Raw genomic sequence first — 17,381 nt, 5'->3', positions numbered from 1 at the left:
GTCAGTGGACCGCCGCCGTTCGCGCGCCGGGAGCGTGCGAGTGGCACTGGCCTGAGTGCGCGGTTCACACGGGGCGCGAACCGGGCTGGTCAAAAGGGCCCCGCGCATGGCGTACACTTGTACTTAACGACGCGGGGTGGAGCAGCTCGGTAGCTCGCTGGGCTCATAACCCAGAGGTCGCAGGTTCAAATCCTGTCCCCGCTACTGAAGCCCGAGGGGCCGGAACCAGATGTGGTTCCGGCCCCTCGGCGCGTTGCAGCCCCGCTGGTCACCGCAGCCGTCTACTGACGTGGCCCAATCGTGCGTACGAGACCGGGTTCCCCAGCACGGCCACGTTGTCGGTGAGCCGTGCGGCGTCCGTGAGCGGAGCGGCCCCCACGTCACCTTCCGTGACTGAACGACCCCCCTGCGCGTAACAACTGACACACCGTCAAGTAGGTGCTTGATGCGGCCGGGCGGTCAACTCGCCCGATTCCGCCCGGTCCTGACCTGTTAAGTCCAGACCAAAAGCGTTAACGATCAGCCGGAACGGCTTGGAATTCGGTACCCCCGTCTATTAACGTTCGATAACGCAGCGCGGTCGTCCCAGCCGTCACAAGAGGCGGCTCCGTGCGCACGCGCCGAATCCCGTAAGGGAACCGGGGAACCACCAACTTGGGGTGAATCGGGCGCCTTTACCGCAAAAGGCGTTCGTAGGAGACCTTCCTGCTCCGAACCCGTCAGCTAACCCGGTAGGCGAGAAGGAAGGAAAGGAGCGCGCCCCAGTGGCGTCCAACCCGCCTGCCCCGCAACCCTCGTTCGCGCCGTACGACCCTGACGGCGCCGGCTTCGACACCGGAACCGGCACCGGCTTCGATACAGGAACCGGCACTGGCTTCGACCGAGGAACCGGAAGCGGCTTCGACACGGGCACCGGCTTCGGCACCGGCTTCTCCCAGGACGAGGGGCCCTGGGAGGAATGGAACCCCACTGAGGAGTCCGTCCGGCCCGTCCGCGGTCGGCACCGTGTCATCAAGCAGCGCGGCGGAGGCCTCGCGCGCAGCTCCACGGTTCTCGGTGTGGGAGTCATCGCCGCCGTCGGCGCGGGCGGCATCGCCACCGCGCAGGGCGGCAAGCCGCCGGTGCAGATATCGATGCCCGACCTGTCGTCGGTCACCGAGTCCCTGCCCGGCGTGAGTTCCCTGGTGTCCGACTCGTCGGACTCCGGCACCAACGCCGTCGCGCCCCTCACCGGAGCCGGCGTCACCGCCACCGACGCGGAGCAGGGCACCACGGACGCCGGTGAGGCACTGCGCGCCCGCATCATGCAGCAGGCCGAGCAGCAGCAGGACCAGGCGGAGAGCGCGGCCGCGAAGGCCGCCGAGGAGGCCGCCGCCAAGCAGGCCGCCGAAGAAGCGGCCAAGGAGCGGGAAGCGGCCGAGGCCAAGGCCGCCGCCGAGAAGAAGGCGGCGGAGGAGGAGGCCAGGCGCAAGGCTGAGGCGGAGCGCCTCGCCAAGCTCGCCGCGAGCTACGCCCTCCCCACGTCCTCGTACACTCTGACCTCGCAGTTCGGCGACGCGGGTTCGCTGTGGTCCTCCGGCTACCACACCGGCGTTGACTTCGCGGCCCCCACGGGGACGCCGCTCAAGGCCGTCCACACCGGCACGGTGAAGGAGGCCGGCTGGTCCGGCTCGTACGGCTACCGCACGGTGCTGGAGCTCGAGGACGGCACGGAGATCTGGTACTGCCACCAGTCCTCGATCAGCGTGAGCGTCGGCCAGAAGGTCACCACGGGCGACGTCATCGGCCGCGTGGGCGCCACCGGCAACGTCACCGGCGCGCATCTGCACCTCGAGATCCACCCGGGCGGAGGCGACGGGGTCGACCCGCTCGCCTGGCTGCGCAGCAAGGGCCTGACCCCCTGACGGGAATGGGCCTGAATCCCTGACGGGAACGGGCCCAACTCCCAACGGACCTGGTAAGGCGCGTCAGGAACGGTAGGGGTTGTACGCGGGATATGGCGCGATGCCGCCGTACGGAACCTGTCCGTACGGCGGCATCGCGCCGTACGGGACCTGTCCCTGCGGATGCCCGTACGGGAGAACGTACGGCGGGACCACCTCCGGCGCCGTCGCCGCGGCCGCGTGGGCCAGCGCGGGCCGTGCCACGTCCTTGCGCCGCCACAGCTCGTGCAGCAGCTCCCGTTCCCGTACGACGAAATCGGATCCCGCGCGGCCACGGCGCCCCCGGTGACGCAGGAACGCCAGAGACGTCGCATACGCCTCGTACTCCGCGACCGCCCGCGCCGCGGGCTTGCCCAGATGGCGACCCGCGTACTCGCGGGCGAGGCGGCGTGCGCGCATCGAGCCCAGGAGGAGCGGCTCGGGCGGCGTCAGCCAGCCGGCGGCCGCGTACGCGGGCAGCTCGCGGCGGATGGTGCCCAGCTCACGCTGCCTCGTCCAGATCACCAGCCAGGTGAGCAGCCCGAACGCGGGCACCATGAACGCGGCGTAGACGGCGAAGAACCCGTACGGGCCGAAGCTCGACGAGCCGTTCCAGGCGGCGTGCATGCCCATCGCGAGGAGCAGGCCCGCGATCGGCAGGAGGACCCGGCGTACGCGGTGGCGCTCGGCGGACAGTGCCGCGATGCCGAAGCCGATGCCGGTGAGCACCGTGAACAGTGGATGCGCGAACGGCGACATCACGATGCGGACGAAGAACGTCGCCGCGGTGACGGAGGTCAGGCCGCTCTGGCCGTTGAGCTGGTCGGTGCCGAAGGCCGTGCCGAGATAGAGGATGTTCTCGGTGAACGCGAAGCCGGTGGCGGTGACGCCGGCGATGACGACACCGTCGACGATTCCGGTGAAGTCCCGTCGGCGGAAGAGGAAGATCAGCAGGACCGCTGCCGCCTTCGCGGACTCCTCGACGACGGGCGCTATGACGGTGGCGCCCAGTGTGTCGGCGCTGCTGGGGTCGGCGGTCGCGACGGCTATCCAGCGGGTCGCGAAGCTGTTCGCGACGATCGCGATCAGCGCGGCCGCACATGCTCCCCAGGCGAAGGAGAAGAGCAGGTTCCGCCAGGGGCCCGGTTCCACCCGGTCCAGCCAGCGGAACGCGGCTATGAGCAGCGGCACCGGGAGCACTGCGAGACCGAGGCCGGCCAGGAACCCCTCGGTGCCGGTCTGTTCGCGGACGAGGGCCAGGATGACGAGCCCGGAGAGCGCGAGCAAGGTGATGAGCGCCCCTGCGCGCACCACCCGCCGCTGCCACCAGTGCGCATGCCGCAGCGCGGTGCCGGTGCCCGGGACGGGGGCGCCGGTGCCGGGGCCGGGGGGCATGGCGGGGTATGTGGGGGACGGCGGATGCGAGGGTTGCTGGGGGCAGTTGGCGGCCACGTATCGACCCTAACGAGGGATGGCCGGTGGCCGCGACGGTGCGTCAGAGGGCTCTGGGCGGTGGGTTGGGTCCGGCGGACTTCGCGGGTCCCGCCTGCCCTTCGGGTCGGTCGGTTCCTCCGGATCCGGCGGATTTCATGGTCTCCGTGCGGCGGAACAGCAAGTCGTGGACCACATGGCCCTTGTCAAGACCCTGTCCCTCGAAGCGGGTCAGGGGGCGGAAGGCGGGGCGGGGCGCGTAGCCGCCGTCCTCCTGGGTGTTCTCGAAGTCGGGGTGCGCCGTCAGTACCTCGAGCATCTGCTCGGCGTACGGCTCCCAGTCGGTCGCGCAGTGGATCAGCGCGCCCGGCTTGAGGCGGGTCGCGGCGAGCGTGAGGAACTCCGGCTGGATGAGGCGGCGCTTGTGGTGCCGCTTCTTCGGCCAGGGGTCGGGGAAGTAGACGCGCAGCCCGTCGAGGCACGCGGGCGGCAGCATCTCGCGGAGCAGGATGATCGCGTCGCCGTTGGCCACCCGGATGTTGGACAGGCCGTTCCGGTCGGCGAGATTGAGCAGATTGCCCTGGCCGGGCGTGTGCACGTCCACGGCGAGGATCCCGGTGCCGGGGTCGGCGGCGGCCATCTGCGCGGTGGCCTCGCCCATGCCGAAGCCGATCTCCAGTACGACGGGGCAGTCGCTGCCGAAGAGGTCGGCGAGGTCGAGGGTGCGCTGCCCGTCGATGTCCAGGCCCCACGTGGGCCAGAGCCGCTTCAGGGCGTCTGCCTGGCCGCTGGTGACCCTGCTCCGACGGGGCTGGAAGCTGCGGATCCGCCGCTCGAAGTGGGAGCCGGCGGGGTCGGGCGCGGGGCCGGTCCCCTCGGGGAACATGCGCTTCCCGGGGCGCCGGCGTTCGGGGGCGCCCGCCTGGTGCTTCTCGTCGTACTCGTACACAGTGGGATCGATTCTACGGAGGTTCGGCGGTCATGACGGCGGGGCCGGTACGCACCATCGCCGGTACGTCAGCCGCGCGCCAACGCCGCAAGCGCCCGCCGGGCCACCTCCCGCCCGATCGGCAGCGAAGCCGTAGCCGCAGGAGACGGTGCATTGAGCACATGCACCGCCCGTGCCCCTTCCCGGATGAGGAAGTCGTCCACCAGCGCCCCGTCCCGCAGGACGGCCTGCGCCCGCACCCCGCTGGGCGCCGGCACCAGATCGTCCTCGGTGACGGCGGGCAGCAGCCGCCGCACCGCGGTGGTGAACGCGGACTTCGACACCGAGCGCCGCAGCTCCCCCGCCCCGTACCGCCAGTGCCGGCGCGCTATGCGCCATGATCCGGGCCAGGTGAGCGTCGCCCCCAGCTCACGGGGGCGCACCGTGCCCCAGTCGTACCCCTCGCGGGCCAGCGCCGGCACCGCGTTCGGCCCGATGTGCACGCCACCGTCGATGCCGCGCGTGAGGTGCACTCCGAGGAAGGGGAACGCCGGGTCCGGCACCGGATAGACCAGGCCCTGCACGAGCTCGGGCCGCGCCAGCTCGTAGTACTCGCCGCGGAACGGGATGATCCGCATCCCCGGATCGTCGCCCACGAGCCGCGCCACCTCGTCGCAGTGGAGTCCGGCGCAGTTCACCAGCATCCGCCCGCGGACCACCGCGCCGTCGGCTGTGCGGACGGCCACCCCCAGGTCCGCCCGCCGGTCGATGGACGTGACCTCCGACCCGTACCGGATCTCCGCCCCGGAGGCCTCCGCGAGCCGCTGTGCGACCGCCGTGAAGTCGCAGACGCCGGTTGTGCCGACATGGATCGCGGCGAGGCCCCGCACCTCGGGCTCCAGCTCCGCGATCTGGGCCGGGCCCAGCTCGTGCACCGGAATGCCGTTCTCCCGCCCCCGCTGCACCAGCGCGTGCAGCCGGGGCAGCTCCGCCCGGTCGGTGGCGACGATCAGCTTCCCGGTCACGGCGTGCGCGATGTCGTACTCGGCGCAGAACTTGACCATCTCGGCGGCGCCCTTGACCGCATACCGCGCCTTGAGCGAGCCCGGGCGGTAGTAGATCCCGCTGTGGATCACGCCGCTGTTGCGCCCCGTCTGGTGCCGGGCCGGGCCCGGTTCCTTCTCCAGCACCGTGACACGTGTCCCCGGTGCGGCGCGCGTGATCGCGTACGCCGTCGACAGGCCGACGATCCCGCCGCCGATCACCAGCACGTCACAGTCGAGCGCCACGCGCCTGCCCGCCGTCACCACGTCCCTCACCTCCTGCCCCCGATAGTGCACTGCGCCACTGACAATGCGCTCAAACCCCGGAGGCGAGGTGACCTAGTGCAGCGCCCCAAAGGGGCGCGGGGAACTGCGCGACCAGCCACAACGGCGCCGCAGCGAACCGACGGCACATCGCGGCACGTCCAGCGGAGCGCCTACGCGGGGGCCATCAGCAGCGGCCGGGCCCGCTCCCGCAGCTCCACGACCCGGGGCTCGTCCCCGTACGGCTCCAGCCGGTGCAGCAGGTCCTTCACGTACTCCGTCGTCCGGGCCGACGATATGCGTCCCGCGACCTCCACCGCGCGTACGCCCTGCTCGCAGGCCGCGTCCAGGTTGCCTGACTCGAGCTCGGCCACGGCCGACACGACGAGGCGCAGTCCGTGCGAGCGGACGAACTCCTCCGTGGGGCGCGACAGGGCCTGCTCCGTGAAGCGGCGCACCTGGCGGGGTGCCTTCAGGTCGCGGTAGCACTCGGCGGCGTCGGCCGCGAAACGGTCGTAGGAGTAGAAACCGAGCCAGCCGGGATCGTTGTCGCCGTCACGGGCCCGTTCCAGCCAGCCCTCGGCCGCCTTCAGCGAGGCGCCGGCGGCCTGTGCGTCACCGGCGCGCGCGTGCGCGCGTGCCTCGACCAGCCTGAAGAAGCTCATCGTGCGGGCCGTTGCCAGGCCGCGGTTGCGCTCCAGGGCAGCCTGGGCGAGGTCGACGCCCTCGTCGCCGAAGCCGCGGTAGGTGGCCTGGAGGGACATCGACGCCAGTACGTAGCCGCCGAGCGGCACGTCCGCTGCCGCGCGGGCGAGGCGTAAGGCCTGGATGTAGTAGCGCTGCGCGGCCTCCTGCTGGCCGGTGTCGAACGCCATCCAGCCCGCCAGGCGCGTCAGTTCGGCCGATGCTCCGAACAGGGCGCGGCCCACCTCGTCCGAGTACGAGCCGAGCAGCAGGGGTGCCGCCTCCACCCGCAGGCACTCGGGAACCATCGACGAACGCCAGTCCCCGCCGCCGTACTTGGAGTCCCAGCGGCGTGCGTCCTCGGCGGCCTCGCGGAGCTTCTGCACATCGCTGTGGCCGACCTTGAGCGGTGTGCCGCTGCTCTCGGCGCCTTCGGCCGTGTTCGCCTCGCGCGCGACGGAGGAGTCTGCGGGGGTGATCAGCCAGCGGGACGCGGGCGTCGCGTACGCGCTCACGGCGAAGGAGCCCGCGAGCGACTGCCAGATGCCGCCGCTGCCGGCCCGCCGGCCCGCGAGGTCGAGCCGGTACAGCTCGGTCGCCGACCTGACGGCGGCCCCTACGTCGCGCGGGAAGGCGAGACCCACCTCCGGCGCGGGGTCCGCGTCCGCCAGGCCGATCTCCTGGAGCGGCACCGGGCGGCCGAGCTTCTGGCCGATGGCAGCGGCGATCAGATGCGGGGCGGCGCCCTGCGGCACCATGCCCTTCGACACCCACCGGGCCACCGACGTCTTGTCGTAGCGAAGTGTCAGACCGCGTTGGGCGCCGAGGTCGTTGACCCTCCGCGCCAGTCCCGCGTTGCTGATTCCCGCGAGGGCGAGAACGGCGCCGAGCTTTTCGTTCGGCCCGCGTTGCTCCCTGGACATGCGCCACCCCTCGACACAAGACGGCTGCCGCGCCGGGCATTGGCACGCGGCATTCGTGCTGTGTCCTCCCAGGGGGCGCACCCGCGGCGGCTCCACCGCGAGCCCCGGATCCGGCCGCATGAGCGTGTGGCCGGGCCCCGAGGAATATGCCTCCCGCGAAAACACAGACACACACAGCGTAGTTCGCCGCATCCCAAGCGTTAAGAGGCATAGGTCCGGATGGCGAGATTACGGCCCGCGCGAACGGGGAACAGGCCGTCCTCCGCGTGCTCCGGCCGTGTGGCCGTGCGCCCGTCCGTGCGCTCTTCTCCGGCCATGGCGGGAGCGCTTCCATGGGTCGTGCGTGGGTCGGCCCGCTGTACTGGATGCAGCGGGCTGGGGGACACCGCCGCCTTCATCCCCGCGGGTGGCGGACCGGTCCGGGAGGCGAACTCCGCCTCCCGGACCGTGCGTTGTGTCCCCATCGTGGGGAGTTGTGAACATCCCAGGCCGATTTGGCCGAATCTCGTCTGCGCGTCGCCCTGCGCATTCCCTGTTCATGCTGCACATGCGCCCCGCGCGGGCCTGCAGCTTCATCCGTCAACTCCAGCCACAGAGAGCCTCGGTACGGGTTTGCCAGGGGCGCATGCACGGGGGCTCAAGCGCGCGCGTAGCCCCCTTTGTGCGCCTCCTTCGTGGCAGCATGGTGCCTGGCTGAGGGGCGTCGCGGGGCAGGCGCGACTTCGGACTCACTCGGCCGGTTCGTGCGGTGCACTGGTTGTCCACAGCCTGTGGAGGCGGCGATGCGGTGGTTGGTGGGGTGGAGCAGTGCCGCCGCTGGGTCCGCCGGTGCGGGGTCCGCCGGGGCCACCGGGATCGACGGGGAGACCGTTCACCCCGTGGGCTCCCAACTGCTGTGGGGCGACCCCGACCCGCTGTGGGCGGTGGGCGACTGGCGGCCGGACGAGGTACGCGTCGTCAAGGCCGACGCCCAGACCCGGATCGCGGTCCTCGGCACCTGCGGGGCGACCGACGAGCAGCTCAAGGTGGCCCTGTTCGCCGCGCGCGGCGGCGCACTCCGGCATCTGACCGCTTGGTCCGGCAGCTACACGGCAGTCGTCCAGGTCGGCCGGCGCGTCACCATCGCGGGTGATCTCGCGGGCGTGCGCCCCGTCTTCTACACGCCGTGGGCGAGCGGCACGGCGTACGCGACGGCGGCCCTGCCGCTCGCCGACCTCATCGAGGCCCACCTCGACATCGGCCACCTCGCGGCCCTGCTCGCCGCCCCCGACGTACCGGAGGCACTGCACGACTCGACGCCCTATCAGGGCGTACGGCGCATTCCGCCCGGGCATGCGCTGATCCTGCGCAACGGCGCACGGGAGATCGCCGGGTACGAGCCCGTGGCATCGCTCGCCGTCGCGGCGCCCGCGGCCGACGCGACCAGCGCGGTGGACGGCGTCCGCGACGCCCTCGTGGAGGCCGTACGCACCCGCCTCACCGCCCCGCGCCACGTACCCGGAGCGGACATCGACCCCGGTCCCGTACCCGGCATGGGCCCGGCCGAGCGGCGTGCGGCCCGCGGCATGCCCGTGCCCGGCATCGGCGCCGACCTCTCCGGAGGGCCCGCCTCCGGAACCCTCGCCCTGCTCGCTGCGGGTCTGCCCGGCATGCCCGGCACCGTCCTCGGCCATGGCACCGGCGCGGGGGAGCGGTTGCTGGCCGTCACCTTCAACGACCTGGCGACGGGCGGCCGCGAGGCCGAGCTGGAGCGCGCCGGGGCCATCGCCGCCAATCCGCGCCTGCACCACGTCGTCGTCACCGGCGGCGAAGAGACCCTCCCTTACGTCGACTTGGACGCCCCACTGACCGACGAGCCGGGGCCCTCGCTGGTGACGGCCGCCCGCCACCGCGCGCGGCTCGCCTCCGGCAGCGCCGACCACCTCACGGGCTACGGCGCCCGCCAGGTCATGGACGCCCACCCGGCCCGCCTCGCCGACCTCCTCATGGACCGCAAGCGCCGCCATCTGGTGAAGCCGGTGGCCGCGCTGACCAAGGCCGACGGGTCGGTGATGGTCCCCGCGCGCGTGTACGCCGCGGCACGGCGGCTCGCCCGTACGCCGTACCGCGCGGGCGTCGAAGGGCTCGCCGACAGGCTCCTGCACCGCAGGTTCGACGAACCCGGAGGCGCCGTGGGCGCCTCGCTCGCCGCGCTCGCCTGGGGCAGACCCGGGCCGGCCGCGCGCTGGCTGACCGGTGAGGCGCTCGCTGAAGTATCGGTTCGTCTTCAGGACACGGTGATCCGCCCGGGGACCGGGCCCGGACAGCGCCCGGGCGACTTCCGTGCCCGCGCCGCGCTCGCCCGCCACGCCGCCGACCTCCGGATTCTGGAGCAGGCGGCGGAGATCCGCTTCCAGCGCCTCCACGCGCCCTTCCTCGACAACCAGGTCGTCCGCGCGTGCCGGGCCCTGCCCCAGGCCCTGCGCGTCCAGCCGGGTGCACGCGCCTCGATCCTGCGTACGGTCCTGGAGGGCGCCGGAGTCTCCGATCTGCCGCCCGGCTGGGGCGCCCCCTCGCACGCCTCCTCGGCCGCCGCCGCCCGCATCGGCCTGCGCGTCGCCGTCGACGATTTGATCGCCCTCTTCGACACCCCGCTCCTCGCCCAGGCAGGCCTGGTCGAGGCCCGCGTCGTACGCAAGGCCCTGCGCGCCGCCGCCCAGGGCGAACCCCTCCCGCTGGACGGCCTGGCCGACCTGGTCTCCCTGGAACTGTGGCTGCGCCGCATCGTGGCTCGCCGGGGCACCTGCTGGACGGGGACGCCGGCGCGGCAGCGGGCGGTGCCGACGGGGACGGTGCGGCCGCAGAGGGGGGCGTTGGGGGCGGCGGGGAGGCCGTAGCGATCGGACGCCGCCGCCGGGGCAGTTGGTGTTTGCAGGCTGCCCGCAGGACGGGCCCACAGGGGTGCGGACGCACCCGGGCGTTTCAGGCCGAACCGGTCGCCGCGCTGGGCCGGCGGCGCTACGACGCCGAGTACGCGGCGGGCGCGGGCCTCACGGCCGATGCCGTGCTCGCCGAACTGGCGGCAGCCATGGGTTCGTAGGCCCGAACCGACCCGTACGTCCGGACCGAGCGTGCTGATTCCGGACCGAGCGTGCTGATTCCCCTACCCCGCCCCTTCCCGGCTGTATCGATGCGCGGCTCCGCCGCATGGGGGGCTCCGCCCCAGACCCCGGATCGCCCTTCGGACTCGTCCTCAATCTCCCCCAGCTACCGCTGGGAGGTGCCCCCAGACGGGCCAATTTCTGTCACGCCGGCCGCGACCGCAGCCCCTCCAGCAGAATGTCCAGCAGCCGTGCGGAAGCCGCCGCCTGTTGGGCCGCGTCCGGCAGGGCGGGTGCGGCCGTGGCTATCACCAGCAGTACGTCCGCCACGGTCACGTCCGCCCGCAGCTCGCCCGCCGCCCGCGCCCGGTCCACCAGTCGGCCGACGACGTCGAGGAGCTCCGCCGCCCCCGCGTCGCCCTGCTCGTCGGCCCGTGCCGTCCGCTGCTCGACCAGCCGTAGTTCGGGCTGCGCAGGCTGGGAGGAGCGCTGCTGCGGCACGCGCGTCTCGTCCAGCCCCGCACCCGTACCGTCACTCGCCGCGGACCCGTCCTCGGCGACGCCCACCCGCAGCACCTGCGGCGGCAGCAGCCGGCCCGCGCCCGATGCCACGGAGGTCCGCAGGAAGCGCGACAGCGCCGACCACGGCTCGTCCTCCTGGCCGAGCGCCGCGCGCGCCTGCTCGGTGAGCCGGGAGGTCTCCTCCTCGGCTATGCGCCGTACCAGGACGTCCTTGCTCGGGAAGCGCCGGTAGACCGTGCCGACACCGACCCGGGCCCGCCGCGCCACGTCCTCCATCGGCGCGCCGTACCCCAGCTCGCCGAAGACCTCGCGCGCCGCACGCAGCACATGCTCCAGATTGCGCTGAGCGTCCACACGCAGCGGCGTCGTGCGGCCTCCGTCGCCCACTGCACGACCGTTTCCGCCGTGCGTGCCGTGCGTGCCGTGCGTGCCGTGCGTGCCATGCGAGCCGTGCGCCCCGTGTGCTCCATGCGCGCCGTGCGATCCCGCGGCTGCATAGGCGGATGCGGACGACCAATGAGAGTCCTGAATATGCATGTTTGTTCCCCCGGTAATGACGTCTCCCCCCGGAGACTCTCCCCGTCATTGGCAGCCGGAGCGCACAGGCACACGCGTGGTCCCACGAGCCCTCTCGCCGGGCCCGCCGAGAGCATCCCCCCACACTCCGACGACACACGAACATAGTTGAGCCCGAGTCAATTCAGAAGAGGGACGTTCCGCGCGGCGCGTGCCACGATCGGAGTACGCACCGTTTCAACCCTGATTGCACCCCCGGGCTCCTCGTAGCGCCTACCCGATGACCTGCGCATCTTCCGGGGACTCCGGCAAATCGCCCAAGAGCGACCGCCCGGCGCGACCGGTCACATAAATTGCCGGGACTGTGGACAAACGGCGGGGACGGGTGCGTCATGGGATGGTGAACGCTGCGATCAATGAGGAGACACCGGACCCGTCGGCCGCTGAGCGGCGGGCCGAACCCCCCGTGCACAAGCGCATTCTCGTCGTCGGCGGCGGCTACGTCGGGATGTACACGGCTCTGCGTCTGCAGCGGAAGCTGAAACCCGAGCTCCAGCGGGGTGAGGTCGAGATCGTCGTCGTCACGCCCGACCCCTATATGACGTACCAGCCCTTCCTGCCCGAGGCGGCCGCGGGCTCCATCTCGCCCCGGCACGTGGTGGTGCCGCTGCGCCGCGTCCTCGACGGCTGCCGTGTCGTCGTCGGCGAGGCCCGGTCGATCGACCACGCCAAGCGCACCGCGACCCTCACCACCCTCGCGAGTGACGAGGAGGGCACGGGCGCCGTCACCCTCACGTACGACGAGCTGGTCCTGGCCCCCGGCTCCGTGTCGCGCACCCTCCCGGTCCCCGGCCTGGCGGATCACGGCATCGGCTTCAAGACCGTCGAGGAGGCCATCGGCCTGCGCAACCACGTCATCGAGCAGTTGGACATCGCCTCCTCCACACGCGACCCGGCGATCCGCGACGCGGCGCTCACCTTCGTCTTCGTCGGCGGCGGGTACGCGGGCGTGGAGGCCCTCGCCGAACTCGAGGACATGGCCCGCTACACCGCGCGGTACTACCACAACGTCAAGCCCGAGGACATGAAGTGGATCCTCGTCGAGGCGACGAACCGCATCCTCCCCGAAGTCGGCGAGGAGATGGGCAAGTACGCCGTCCGTGAGCTGCGGCGCCGCAACATCGACGTACGCCTGGAGACCCGCCTCGACTCGTGCGAGGACCGGGTCGCCGTGCTCAGCGACGGCGCGCGCTTCCCGACGCGTACGGTCGTGTGGACCGCCGGCGTCAAACCGCACCCGATCCTGGCCGCCACCGACCTGCCGAAGAACGGCCGGGGCCGCCTCAAGTGCACCGCCCAGCTGACCGTCGAGGGCGTCACGCACGCGTGGGCGGCCGGAGACGCCGCGGCCGTCCCCGACGTCACCGCCGACGAACCGGGCAAGGAGTGCGCCCCCAACGCCCAGCACGCGGTGCGCCAGGCGAGGGTCCTCGGCGACAACATCGCCGCCTCACTGCGTGGCGAGCCCCTCCAGGAGTACGCGCACAAATACGCCGGATCGGTGGCGTCGCTGGGGCTGCACAAGGGCGTTGCGCACGTCTACGGACGCAAGCTGAAGGGCTACCCTGCCTGGTTCATGCACCGCGTCTACCACCTCAGCAGGGTGCCCACCTTCAACCGCAAGGCCCGCGTCCTCGCCGAGTGGACCCTCTCCGGGCTGTTCAAGCGGGAGATCGTGTCGCTGGGATCGCTCGAACATCCCCGGGCAGAGTTCGAACTCGCGGCCGGTGGGAAGCCTCAGGACAACCCGAAGGGGTCGTCCTGAACGGAGTAAGGAACTCCACCCACTTGACGGGCGTCTGACGGATGTCAGTCCCATCGGCCAGACTGGTCCCTGATTCGCGACCATGACCATGACGATGCCGGACGGTCGTTCCCTCGCCCGCACTCGACATCACCTTGACATCACCCAGACATCTTGAGGCTTTCCCCAGTGCTGTATCTGTCCGGAGTACGCAGCCCCCGACCGCGGCTGCGCGGCGGTCCGGACCCCCGGCCGTTCAGGAGCGGGCCGAAGACGACGACACGAGGCATGAATCGGTGAACTTCACGCGCTGGAGCGCCCGGCTCCCCGGAACGCAGCGCCGCGCGGCAGCGCGGGCCGATGAGGCGGTCTCCCCGGCACCGCCCGTGGACGGAGCGGGCGCCGTTCCCCAGGCACGCGCCGAAAAGCCGACCGACACGGACGAGCCCTGCGCCACGCCCGCCGTGGACGACCTCCCGGTCCGCGAGGTCCTCGACCGCATCCCGGCCCTCGTCGCGCTCGTCCACGGCCCGGAGCACCGCATCGCCTACGTCAACGACGCGTACGCGGCGGCGTTCGGCCCTCGCCCCGTCGGCGAACCCGCGGCCGAGGCGCTTCCCGAGCTCGACGAGATCGGCCTGCTGCCGCTCCTCGACCAGGTGCTGCGCAGCTCCAGACCCCGCACCGTCAAGTCCCGCAAGGCCCCCGACGGCCGCTCGTACACGTTCACCTGCACGCCCGTCGACACCCTGGCAACCCCCGAAGGCGGAGGCGTCCTGATCTTCGCCGCCGACGTCACCGACCACGCCGAGGCCGCCGAACGGCTGCGCGCCAGCGAGCGCCGACAGCGCGAAACCGCCGTCACGCTGCAAAGGTCGCTGCTCCCCCAGGAGTTGGAGGAGCCCGACGACCTGCGCATCGCCGCCACGTACCAGCCGGGCGGCACCGACGCCGCCGTGGGCGGCGACTGGTACGACGTGATCACGCTCGGCGGCGGCCGCACCGCCCTCGTGATCGGCGACGTGATGGGCCGCGGCGTGCGCGCGGCGGCCGTCATGGGCCAGCTGCGCACGGCCGTCAGGGCGTACGCCCGCCTGGACCTGCCTCCGCACGAGGTCCTGCAGCTGCTCGACGGCCTCGCCGCCGAGATCGACCCGAACCAGATCGCCACCTGCGCATACGCCGTGCACGACCCCAACGAGGGCAAGCTCGTGTACGCCTCGGCGGGCCATCTCCCGATCCTCGTACGCGACGAGAAGGGCACCATCCACCGCGCAGAGGAACCCACCGGCCCTCCGCTCGGCACCGGCGGCTGGATGCACGCCTCCGGCTCCGTCCCGCTCGGCCCCGGCTCGACCGCCGTGCTCTACACCGACGGCCTCGTCGAGCGGCGCGGCGAGGACATCGACGAAGGCGTCGCCGCCCTGGAGAACGCCCTCGCCGGAGCGACCGGCACGCCACAGGTGGTGTGCGACCGCCTCATCCGCGCGGCGGGCGTCACCGCGGACCACGACGACGACGTGGCCGTACTCGTCCTGCAGCACCCCGCACGCAGCGGCCCGGACGAGGAGCTCTTCCGTAACGCCGCGCTCGAACTGCTCGGCGGCGTGGAAGCCGCTCCACGCGCGCGTGCCTTCGCCTCCGGCGTCCTCACCAGCTGGCGCTTCCCGCGCGAGCTGCACGACCTGGGCGTCCTGGCCGCCAGCGAACTCGTCGCCAACTCGCTCCAGCACGGCACCCCGCCGATGCGTCTGCGACTGCGCCGCACCGATCGCCGTCTGATCATCGAGGTGACGGACGGCAACGACCACCTGCCGCGCCGCCGCCGCGCCGAGCCCGCCGACGAAACGGGCCGCGGCATCGCCATCGTCGCCACGATCGCCTCGAACTGGGGCTCGCGCCGCGCACCCGGGGGCGGCAAGGCGGTCTGGTGCGAGTTCGCACTGCCCAGCGTCACCTAGTACGCGTCGTACCCGCGTCGTACCCGCGTCGTACCCGCGTCGTACCCGCGTCAGGCGCCGGACGGCCCGGGCACCCGTCGCGTCAGGCGCCGGACGGCACCGGTTCGGCCGGTGCACCGCCCTGCGCCACCACGCGGGCCCTGGCGAGCGACGGCTGGTCCTGCCCCGGGGCGAGCCGGCGGCCCAGTCGCAGCGCCAGCACCGTGATGCCGAGCGAGAAGAGCAGAAACGTCACGATGTACGGCGCGTGCAGCGCAGCCCCCATCGGACCGCCGACGGCCGGGCCGACCGCCAGCGCCAGTTGCTTCACCAGGGCGAAGGCGGAGTTGTACTGACCGACCATGCCCGTCGGCGCCAGATCCGCCACCAGCGGCGCGAGGGTCGGCGACAGCATCGCCTCGCCGAGTCCGAACAGGGCGTACGTCGAGACGAACGCGGCCGTCGCCATGGCCTGGCTGCCGTGCCCGAGACCCGCATACCCGGCGACCGCCCACGCGAGCGCCCACAGGAGCCCCACGGAGGCGATCACCCGGGACCGCCTGCGCCGCTCGACGAACCTCAGCACCGCGAACTGCGCGACCACGATCACCGCCGTGTTCGCCGCCAGAGCGATCCCCAGGGTCGACGCCGAGATTCCCGCGGCCTCCACGCCGTACGCGGAGAGGCCCGATTCGAACTGCCCGTAGCAGGCGAAGAACAGTACGAACCCGAGCACACACAGCTGCACCATCGCCCGGTGCCGCAGCAGCGCCCGTAGACCGTTCCGGCCGGCCGAGGCCTCGTCCCGGGGCACGGAACCGCGGAGAGCCGGCGACTGCGGCATCCGCACCGTGGCGGCGATCGCTGCCAGTACCAGGAACATCACGGCCTCGATCGAGAACAGCAGCGTGAAGCTGGCGGGCCGGTGCTCGTCGACGATCTGGCCGCCGATCAGTCCGCCGATACCGAGCCCCAGGTTCTGCAGGAAGAACTGCGTGGCGAAGGCACGCGTGCGCGTGTTCGTGTCCGCGCACCACACGATCAGCGTCGCGAGCGCCGGCTGCATCACCGCGGTGCCCGCACCGAGCACCGCGGCTGCCACGATCACCGCCACCTCGCCGCGCGCGAGTCCCAGCGCCAGGGCACCGGCGGAAGCGATCAGCGCGGCCCCCACCAGGACCGGAAGCGGCCCGCGCCGGTCGAGAGCATGCCCGGTGAAGGGCAGGACGACCAGGGCGGCGACGGCAAAGGCGGCGAGCACGATGCCTGCCGTACTGGCCCCGAGGCCCCGCACCTGCGCCACATAGACGTAGAGAAACGGAACCGTGAAGCCGACACCGAACGCGCTCAGCACGCTGCCGATCTGGATCCGGCGCAACGCTGCGCCCATCGCCCTGGTCACTTTCACCTCAACCCTGAAACACTTCGAACATAAACTTCGAAGCTAAACAATACAGGGTGAAGAACTTCAACGCCAAGCAAGGTCGTGCCATACTGCCGACCATGGGCGACACTCACGGCGTCACCGAGCCGACCCTCGAAGAACAGATCGCCGCCTACCAGCGGGAATTCCAGGACCTCGACCCGCAGGTGGAGAAGATCGTCTCGGCCCTGGGCCGCCTGAACCGCCGTATGAACGTCGCCTACGGCCGCCAGACCGCAACGCTCGGCATCAGCAACGCCGAGTGGGAAGTACTGAAGGCGCTCGTCCTCTCCGGCGCCCCGTACCGCATGGGTCCGGGAGACCTCGCCAAGCGGCTCGGCCTCACACCCGCCGCGATGACCCATCGGATCGACCGCATGGTGGGCGAGGGGCTGGTCACGCGTGAGCGGGACGAGTCCAACCGCGTACGCGTCATCGTCGAGCTCACGGCCGAGGGGCGCGAGAAGTGGCTCGAGGCCATGCGGCTCGCCTCGGTCTTCGAGGAGGATCTCCTCCAGGACCTCTCCCCGGAGGAGCGCTCCACCCTCGGCGAGGTGCTGACCCGGCTCCTGCGACGCGTGGAGCACGCTCAGCCGGACGCCGGCGGACGCCTCAGTGACCTGGACTGATGCCCCTGGCCGGCCTCGCCGAAAAAATCTTGACGGCGACGGTTGACATCGCCATGGGCGATCCGTAGGGTTCTTCGGGTTGCCACGAGACGTAACGGTTCTCCGGTGACACCTTCGCTGCTCACGCGGCACCCCAAACCACAGCACGAACTCCCAGCGGGACTGATTCGGCGCGTCCGAATTCAATTCCACGGCTCGATTATGAGTCGCCGGGAGAATCCGCTAAGGTTTAGGACGTCGGAACGGCCCAAGAGCCGGGAAGGCAACCCACT

Annotated in this window: 12 protein-coding genes, 1 tRNA gene and 1 riboswitch; of the genes, 7 read left to right on the top strand and 6 right to left on the bottom strand. The window is 71.9% G+C overall.

Features of this window, described 5'->3' with window-relative positions:
• Positions 1 to 130 precede the first annotated feature (130 nt).
• Both H1D24_RS30540 and H1D24_RS30535 read left to right on the top strand, forming a co-directional pair.
• A tRNA-Met gene (locus tag H1D24_RS30540) sits at positions 131 to 204 on the top strand.
• A 404-nt stretch (positions 205 to 608) separates the two neighbouring features.
• Positions 609 to 753, top strand: a riboswitch (cyclic di-AMP (ydaO/yuaA leader).
• Positions 754 to 764: 11 nt separating this feature from the next.
• On the top strand, positions 765 to 1,904 hold the full coding sequence (locus H1D24_RS30535) for a M23 family metallopeptidase (RefSeq protein WP_181660968.1): 1,140 nt from the start codon (positions 765 to 767) through the stop codon (positions 1,902 to 1,904).
• Positions 1,905 to 1,967: 63 nt separating this feature from the next.
• On the opposite strand, the gene H1D24_RS30530 is transcribed toward H1D24_RS30535, so the two are convergent.
• The 4 genes from H1D24_RS30530 to H1D24_RS30515 form a co-directional block, all read right to left on the bottom strand.
• Positions 1,968 to 3,317: a PrsW family intramembrane metalloprotease gene (locus H1D24_RS30530; protein ID WP_181660967.1), complete on the bottom strand. Its 1,350-nt coding sequence runs from the start codon at positions 3,315 to 3,317 to the stop codon at positions 1,968 to 1,970.
• Between the two features lie 100 nt (positions 3,318 to 3,417).
• Complete coding sequence (trmB, locus tag H1D24_RS30525) at positions 3,418 to 4,239, bottom strand: tRNA (guanosine(46)-N7)-methyltransferase TrmB (protein ID WP_181661047.1); 822 nt, start codon at positions 4,237 to 4,239, stop codon at positions 3,418 to 3,420.
• A 131-nt stretch (positions 4,240 to 4,370) separates the two neighbouring features.
• Entirely contained in the window at positions 4,371 to 5,600 is a 1,230-nt protein-coding gene (lhgD, locus tag H1D24_RS30520) for an L-2-hydroxyglutarate dehydrogenase (protein ID WP_374064450.1), read from the bottom strand.
• A 161-nt stretch (positions 5,601 to 5,761) separates the two neighbouring features.
• Entirely contained in the window at positions 5,762 to 7,195 is a 1,434-nt protein-coding gene (locus tag H1D24_RS30515; RefSeq protein ID WP_181660965.1) for an NsdA family TPR-like regulatory protein, read from the bottom strand.
• A 782-nt stretch (positions 7,196 to 7,977) separates the two neighbouring features.
• Here H1D24_RS30515 and H1D24_RS30510 point away from each other — a divergent pair.
• Together H1D24_RS30510 and H1D24_RS30505 are read left to right on the top strand one after the other, a co-directional pair.
• Positions 7,978 to 10,071 (top strand): asparagine synthase-related protein, encoded by a 2,094-nt coding sequence (locus H1D24_RS30510; RefSeq protein ID WP_181660964.1) that lies wholly within the window; start codon positions 7,978 to 7,980, stop codon positions 10,069 to 10,071.
• 32 nt (positions 10,072 to 10,103) lie between these two features.
• The gene (locus H1D24_RS30505) at positions 10,104 to 10,274 is read left to right on the top strand and encodes a hypothetical protein (RefSeq protein WP_181660963.1); all 171 of its coding nucleotides are present in this window, start codon (positions 10,104 to 10,106) and stop codon (positions 10,272 to 10,274) included.
• Positions 10,275 to 10,479: 205 nt separating this feature from the next.
• On the opposite strand, the gene H1D24_RS30500 is transcribed toward H1D24_RS30505, so the two are convergent.
• Positions 10,480 to 11,334 (bottom strand): TetR/AcrR family transcriptional regulator, encoded by an 855-nt coding sequence (locus H1D24_RS30500; protein ID WP_181660962.1) that lies wholly within the window; start codon positions 11,332 to 11,334, stop codon positions 10,480 to 10,482.
• 376 nt (positions 11,335 to 11,710) lie between these two features.
• Here H1D24_RS30500 and H1D24_RS30495 point away from each other — a divergent pair, with 376 nt between their 5' ends.
• Positions 11,711 to 13,138: an NAD(P)/FAD-dependent oxidoreductase gene (locus H1D24_RS30495; RefSeq protein ID WP_181660961.1), complete on the top strand. Its 1,428-nt coding sequence runs from the start codon at positions 11,711 to 11,713 to the stop codon at positions 13,136 to 13,138.
• Positions 13,139 to 13,413: 275 nt separating this feature from the next.
• The gene (locus H1D24_RS30490) at positions 13,414 to 15,078 is read left to right on the top strand and encodes an ATP-binding SpoIIE family protein phosphatase (RefSeq protein WP_181660960.1); all 1,665 of its coding nucleotides are present in this window, start codon (positions 13,414 to 13,416) and stop codon (positions 15,076 to 15,078) included.
• Positions 15,079 to 15,160: 82 nt separating this feature from the next.
• Here the strand turns inward: H1D24_RS30490 and H1D24_RS30485 are convergent, their stop codons facing one another.
• Positions 15,161 to 16,447, bottom strand: coding sequence for an MFS transporter (locus H1D24_RS30485; RefSeq protein WP_181661046.1), 1,287 nt, complete (start codon positions 16,445 to 16,447; stop codon positions 15,161 to 15,163).
• 113 nt (positions 16,448 to 16,560) lie between these two features.
• On the opposite strand from H1D24_RS30485, the gene H1D24_RS30480 reads away from it, so the two are divergent.
• Positions 16,561 to 17,109, top strand: coding sequence for a MarR family winged helix-turn-helix transcriptional regulator (locus H1D24_RS30480; RefSeq protein WP_181660959.1), 549 nt, complete (start codon positions 16,561 to 16,563; stop codon positions 17,107 to 17,109).
• The last annotated feature ends 272 nt before the right edge of the window (positions 17,110 to 17,381 follow it).

It is taken from the genome of Streptomyces himalayensis subsp. himalayensis (assembly GCF_013778455.1).
GTDB classification, from domain to species: domain Bacteria; phylum Actinomycetota; class Actinomycetes; order Streptomycetales; family Streptomycetaceae; genus Streptomyces; species Streptomyces himalayensis.
The sequence above is the reverse complement of the archived record's forward strand: the minus strand, read 5'-3'. Positions and strand labels throughout refer to the sequence as shown.

Coding starts and splice junctions, on each gene's coding strand:
- H1D24_RS30500 (WP_181660962.1), bottom strand. CDS start 11,334: ATGCATATTCAGGACTCTCATTGGTCGTCCGCATCCGCCTATGCAGCC.
- H1D24_RS30480 (WP_181660959.1), top strand. CDS start 16,561: ATGGGCGACACTCACGGCGTCACCGAGCCGACCCTCGAAGAACAGATC.
- H1D24_RS30515 (WP_181660965.1), bottom strand. CDS start 7,195: ATGTCCAGGGAGCAACGCGGGCCGAACGAAAAGCTCGGCGCCGTTCTC.
- trmB (WP_181661047.1), bottom strand. CDS start 4,239: ATGTTCCCCGAGGGGACCGGCCCCGCGCCCGACCCCGCCGGCTCCCAC.
- H1D24_RS30530 (WP_181660967.1), bottom strand. CDS start 3,317: ATGCCCCCCGGCCCCGGCACCGGCGCCCCCGTCCCGGGCACCGGCACC.
- H1D24_RS30510 (WP_181660964.1), top strand. CDS start 7,978: ATGCGGTGGTTGGTGGGGTGGAGCAGTGCCGCCGCTGGGTCCGCCGGT.
- H1D24_RS30485 (WP_181661046.1), bottom strand. CDS start 16,447: ATGGGCGCAGCGTTGCGCCGGATCCAGATCGGCAGCGTGCTGAGCGCG.
- H1D24_RS30495 (WP_181660961.1), top strand. CDS start 11,711: ATGGTGAACGCTGCGATCAATGAGGAGACACCGGACCCGTCGGCCGCT.